This is a genomic window from Algoriphagus sp. PAP.12 (assembly GCF_026652115.1).
Taxonomy (GTDB): Bacteria; Bacteroidota; Bacteroidia; order Cytophagales; family Cyclobacteriaceae; genus Algoriphagus.
The window spans coordinates 1-5,477 of sequence record NZ_JAPPSQ010000044.1 but is presented as its reverse complement, the minus strand read 5'-3'; the positions used below and the strand labels follow the sequence as shown (position 1 = coordinate 5,477).

The following is a 5,477-nucleotide window of genomic DNA, read 5'->3' as shown; positions in this document are numbered from 1 at the left end:
CTGGCGCAATAGGTTAAGGGTCCGTTATCGGAGTAGCTGAGCGCAGTTGGAGCTGCCGGATTGACAGTGATGGATCCACTAACATTTTCAATCCCAGTTCCATCACACGTCCCTCCGGAAGCGATAATATTAAAACTGACATCTGCAGTTGGAATCCCTGTGATCGAAAGGCTGCTAGTCCCATCTCCAGTGACTGTGAGTCCATTTAATGTCCCAGAAACCGAAATTGTCCCAGAATCAACTGTAAAACTAATGGTTGATATGGGGGTTCCATCACATATGGTTTGATTATCAGATCCAACAGCGGACGTTAATGAAATATTACAGGCAAAAATTCTGTCTGTCGTTTTATCAAATTTTTCTAGCTTACTAAAGCTATTGACGGAGGAATTTGAATTTACACTGTTATTTAAAAAAATATTTCCTGTCCCTTTTTCAAAAAGAAAAAGGAACAGGGGAAAAAAAACTATGTGTTTTAGGTAAGTTAATATTTGCATAAACAACGAAAAAACTGTTGTAAAAATACGTTTTATCGTATTTTGAAATGATTCTCAAGAAAATTTTTATAGTATGTTGGGTATTTATGTTGAACTAATAATGGGTTTGTATATAGGAGTTAGTTTTTTTTAAATTTATAAATCAATTTTTGATATTCAAAAATCCAAAAAAAATAGCTGTTACGTTTTGGTAACAGCTATTTTGTATAAGATTAATTGATAAATATCAACTGTTCATGCTGATCAAAAATTCGGCATTGTCTCGCGTTCCTTTCATTCGCTGAAGTAGGAATTCCATAGATTCCTGAGAGGTCATATCGCTCATCAGTTTTCTTAGGATCCATACTCTTTGCATTTCTTCTTTGTCCATCAATAGGTCTTCCCTTCTGGTACCAGAGCTCAAGACATCGATAGACGGATAGATTCTTCTGTTAGCCAATTTTCTGTCCAATGCAAGTTCCATGTTACCAGTACCTTTGAATTCTTCAAAGATTACTTCATCCATTTTGGAACCAGTTTCTACCAATGCAGTAGCGATGATAGTCAAAGAACCTCCATTTTCTACATTTCTAGCTGCACCGAAGAATCTTTTTGGTTTGTGTAGGGCATTTGCATCGACACCACCAGAAAGGATTTTTCCTGAACTTGGCACTACGGTGTTATGAGCTCTAGCCAGACGAGTGATAGAGTCAAGCAAAATTACCACATCGTGTCCTACTTCTACCATTCTTTTTGCTTTTTCCAAAACAATATTGGCAACCTTCACATGTCTGTCTGCCTGCTCGTCAAAAGTAGATGAAACCACTTCCGCTCTTACAGATCTCGCCATATCAGTAACCTCTTCAGGACGCTCATCGATCAAAAGAATCATTAAGTGAACTTCCGGGTGGTTCTTGGTGATGGCATTAGCGATTTGCTGTAGTAGTACCGTCTTACCAGTTTTTGGTTGAGCGACGATCATGCCACGCTGTCCTTTACCTATAGGAGCAAACAAATCCACAACTCTCGTTGACATTTTGTCCGGAGTAGTAGTCAAGTTTAACCTCTCCTCCGGGAAAAGCGGCGTCAGATATTCAAATGGTACACGATCTCTGATTTCGTCAGTTGTCTTACCATTGACAGTTTCGATTTTAAGTAAAGCAAAATACTTTTCACCTTCTTTTGGAGGACGAATCGACCCTTTGATGTGATCTCCGGTTTTCAGACCGAAAAGTTTGATTTGGCTTGGAGATACATATATATCATCTGGAGAAGCCAAATAGTTATAATCTAGAGATCTAAGGAATCCATAACCCTCCTGCATGATTTCCAAAACTCCTTCGTTTTCAATCACACCGTCAAATTCCTTTGCGCTAACATAGGTTTTCTTTCGGTTGCTTTGAACAGTTTCGGCAGCTGGGGTCATAACCTCATCCTGAGACTTGAAGTTCTTTCTTCTTGGTAATTCTACTTCTTGTTCAGGTTTTGCTTCTACTTTAGTAGGCTTTTCTTCCTGAGTTTTAGGGGTAGATTCTTCGGAAGCTTTATCTACATTGACCTCTTCAAAAACTCTTCTTCTTGGTCTAAAAGTCTTGCCTTCTTCGGCAGGTTTTTCTGTAGGTGCCTGCTTTTTAGCTGGCTCTTCAGATTTTGCTGGTACTGCTTCCTTTTTTGCTTTAGGAGCAGGTTTTGGTTTTTTTTCAGGCTCTTTAGAATTTTTTTCTTCCTGAGGTGCTTCAGTCACGTTTTGCCTTTTAAACTTAGGCTTATACTCAGGTTCTTCTTTTGGAGTGGATTTTTCAGCTATTTTCTCTACTGCTTTTGGAGATTCAGCTTGTTGACTTTCTGCCATGGATGGCTTCTTTTTGGGGAGGGCCTGCTCGGGGGTGATGGCTTGCTGATCTAAGATCGCATAGACAAGTTCGTCTTTTTTGAGAGATTTGTGGTTTTTGACACCCAATTCCTCAGCGATTTCCTTCAGTTCAGATAAAAGCCTGATTCTGAGTTCTTCTATGTTGTACATAAAGAGGGTATGAAATGTGTATTATGAGTAAAATACGAAATAGGAATCGTGGATGATTTTCTGAGCAAAAATGGTCTGCAGGAAAAACTCAAACCAAAGTGGGATGGTTTGTTCATTCACGGTGATGCCACAATATTAAGTTATCCATGCCTAATTCGCAAATTTTTGAGTCTTCGCTGAATAATATTTAATGGGTTTTTTATTAATTCATTAATTGTCGCAAAATACCTATTGATTTCCAAGGGGTTACACTATCGAGTTGCTCTCTATAAAAATCCAAGAAATAGTCCAAAAGCTGCCTTCTTAAGTGGATTCCTGGTCTAAAATTGCAACTGTAACTATCAGACAAGAGGTTTTCTATATATTCTTTGATTATCGGAATTTCTTCAGCTTTGAATGGGAGAGAGCGGCTTTCTTCGAAAAACTCTTCAGGTTGGTCAGGCCCAAACCCTAAATATCGAGCTTTGTGGACTAAAAAAGCTAAGGGGAAATGCTTTAACTCAGTGCCTTTTTGATCCAGGTGGATTAGACTTTCTTTCAAGAAGTCAAAAAGCCATTCATTCTGGTAATTGTCGTACAGAGATTTTCCAGCCACTTCTGCCATAAACATTGTGATACCTGATCTGCTAAAATCAAACGGGATCAATTGGTACGGAAAACCAATTTTAGCTTCTGAAATCCGCTGTAGTCCTCCTTTTTCTTTTTCATAGACAACCAGATCCAAAATGGTCATAGGTTGATATAAAGCTGCTTTGGATTTGGCTCCCTGACTTCTGACTCCATTGACAATATAGGATTTCAAGCCAAGTTCTCTTGTGAAAATCCTAACAATGATACTGGTATCTTTATATCGAATAGAACTTAAAACAATGCCTTCAGTCTTTTTAAGCATGAATCAGGTAGGATAGGTTCTACTTTTTGTCTTCGTAAAAGCATTTTCTGCAACGAGCTTCGTATGCATCTTTTTCTCCAAGCATGACTTTTTGTTTGGAATCAGAAAGTCTGAAGGAAAAGGCTGCCAAATCACCACACTTCATGCAAATAGCATGAACTTTCGTTACATATTCTGCGATAGCCATCAGTTTGGGCATGGGCTCAAAAGGCATTCCTTCAAAGTCCATATCTAAGCCAGCTAGGATTACTCTTTTACCTTTATTTGCCAATTTTTGAGCAACAGATACGATTTGCTCATCAAAAAACTGAACTTCATCGATTCCGACTACATCACAATCCCCACTCAAAAGCAAAATATCATCAGCAAAATTTACTGGAGTCGAGCGAATTGAAGTTTCGTTGTGTGACACAACATCTTCTTCGTGATATCTTTTATCTACACTTGGCTTAAAGATCTCTACCTTCTGTCTCGCTATTTTTGCACGATTCAATCTACGGATTAATTCTTCTGTTTTTCCCGAAAACATAGAACCACAAATCACCTCGATTTGGCCTTTTCTTTCTGGGGTTTTATGTCGTTCTATGGATGGTTCAAAAAACATCTTACTCGCTATATTCTATATGCGGGAATTTATTAATTTCTGCAACTCTGACTTTTATCTCGCCTTTTTCTAAAACCGCTTGGCAAGATAAGCGTTCATTGGATTGTAGACGGTTTTGATTTTTGTAAAAAAGTTCGCGTTCATTAGGCTCACTTAGATTTTCCATGCCGGCGCAAACTATAATCTTACAAGAGGTGCATCTTCCTTTTTTACCACAGGCGTGCATCCAATCGGTACCGTTTTCATGAATTAATTCGATAACTTTACGATGTGATGCTTCAGAATTAATTGAAAGATTAAATAGGTTTTCAATGACTATTCTTGGCATTTGTTCGTTGACTTTTGTAAACATCACCTTGCAATGACAGTTCAAATTAACAGCAATTATTTAGAAAAATATTCAGAAGAGTTCGCTAGCATAGTTTGCGATCGATATTATTCCGGAAAACAATTTATTACAGGTCAGGATATCATCCAGTTAACTAGCTCAATTCAAGTCAACTTTTTTATCATCAAGAGACTTTTTGAATTGTGGCAGGAAGAATTGACCAAGCTGAATAGCAACCCATACTTCGATTACAGAGACATTAGTGTTCATGAAGCTCTGACTCAGTTTATGAATGTGCTTTCTCGTAGAATCAAGGTAGAAAGAGGCAGTTTTGAACCTTTGGTTTCCTATGCGGTATCTCAAGCCATTCAGGTTGCTACCGACCCGGTCGCTTATTATCAGAAAGAAATCGATAAAGCTCCTGCAGGTAAGATAAATGAATATCTCAAAGAGAATAAAAAGTATTATAAATGGCATGACAAGGTAGTTTCTTTCCTTATTGACAAAGCTGGATTTGGGCATGATGAATCTGCTTATAAAAGAGCCATAGCGGCAAATTATCAAGCTATTTCTGATAATTTGGAATCTGTCAATTTGTTGATTGCTACTTTGGGAGATGTGAAAGCTTTTAATCTAGATGCTTACATCGAAAATGAGTCCAAGCCACCTGTCACTCCCGATCCAACTCCGGTTTCAAATGACCAAGGATCATTTTTTGATTCTGTGGAAGAAAGCCCAGCGGCTGAATCTCCGAAGCAGGAATATAAACCAGAACTAAAACCAGAACCTGTTGCGGCTGATTTGCCTCCTTCATCCTCCTATTCCAATGGACCAATCAATGCTCAAGAGCTCAGGGCACGATTTTCAGTGGAAACTTATCGAGGAATGAAGGGGGTAATTGGCGAACTTTCAGAAAGCTTAGCTATCAATCAGAGATTTATGTTTACCAAAGAGCTTTTTGATGGTAATGCTGACCTTTTGGGACATGCACTTAAGTCAATCGATGAATGCCGGTCATTTGAGGAATCAATTGACTTAGTTAATAAACGATATGTGAATGAGTTGAATTGGGAACCTAATACGGAGCCGGTTCAGGAGTTTTTACAACTTGTATATCGAAAGTTTGCAGATTAAAATTAAGCCTCTTCGGAGGC

At 38.4% G+C, this 5,477-nt stretch carries 6 protein-coding genes; 1 reads left to right on the top strand and 5 read right to left on the bottom strand.

Annotation, left to right across the window (positions count from 1 at the left end):
* The 5 genes from O0V13_RS21230 to O0V13_RS21210 all read right to left on the bottom strand — a co-directional run.
* The coding region (locus tag O0V13_RS21230) for a hypothetical protein (RefSeq protein WP_268037025.1) at positions 1-497 on the bottom strand (497 nt) is incomplete at its 3' end.
* A 226-nt stretch (positions 498-723) separates the two neighbouring features.
* The gene (gene rho / locus O0V13_RS21225; RefSeq protein ID WP_268037024.1) at positions 724-2,499 is read right to left on the bottom strand and encodes a transcription termination factor Rho; all 1,776 of its coding nucleotides are present in this window, start codon (positions 2,497-2,499) and stop codon (positions 724-726) included.
* 202 nt (positions 2,500-2,701) lie between these two features.
* Positions 2,702-3,391 carry a DNA repair protein RecO gene (recO, locus tag O0V13_RS21220; RefSeq protein ID WP_268037023.1) on the bottom strand — a complete coding sequence of 230 codons (690 nt, stop codon included), beginning with the start codon at positions 3,389-3,391 and terminating at the stop codon, positions 2,702-2,704.
* Positions 3,392-3,410: 19 nt separating this feature from the next.
* A complete protein-coding gene (locus O0V13_RS21215) occupies positions 3,411-3,995 on the bottom strand; it encodes a thymidine kinase (protein ID WP_268037022.1) in 585 nt (194 codons plus the stop codon).
* A gap of 1 nt (position 3,996) precedes the next feature.
* Positions 3,997-4,347 (bottom strand): 2Fe-2S iron-sulfur cluster-binding protein, encoded by a 351-nt coding sequence (locus O0V13_RS21210; RefSeq protein WP_326492757.1) that lies wholly within the window; start codon positions 4,345-4,347, stop codon positions 3,997-3,999.
* A 9-nt stretch (positions 4,348-4,356) separates the two neighbouring features.
* Between O0V13_RS21210 and O0V13_RS21205 the strand changes: the two genes are divergently transcribed.
* A complete protein-coding gene (locus O0V13_RS21205) occupies positions 4,357-5,457 on the top strand; it encodes a hypothetical protein (RefSeq protein WP_268037021.1) in 1,101 nt (366 codons plus the stop codon).
* Positions 5,458-5,477: the final 20 nt, after the last annotated feature.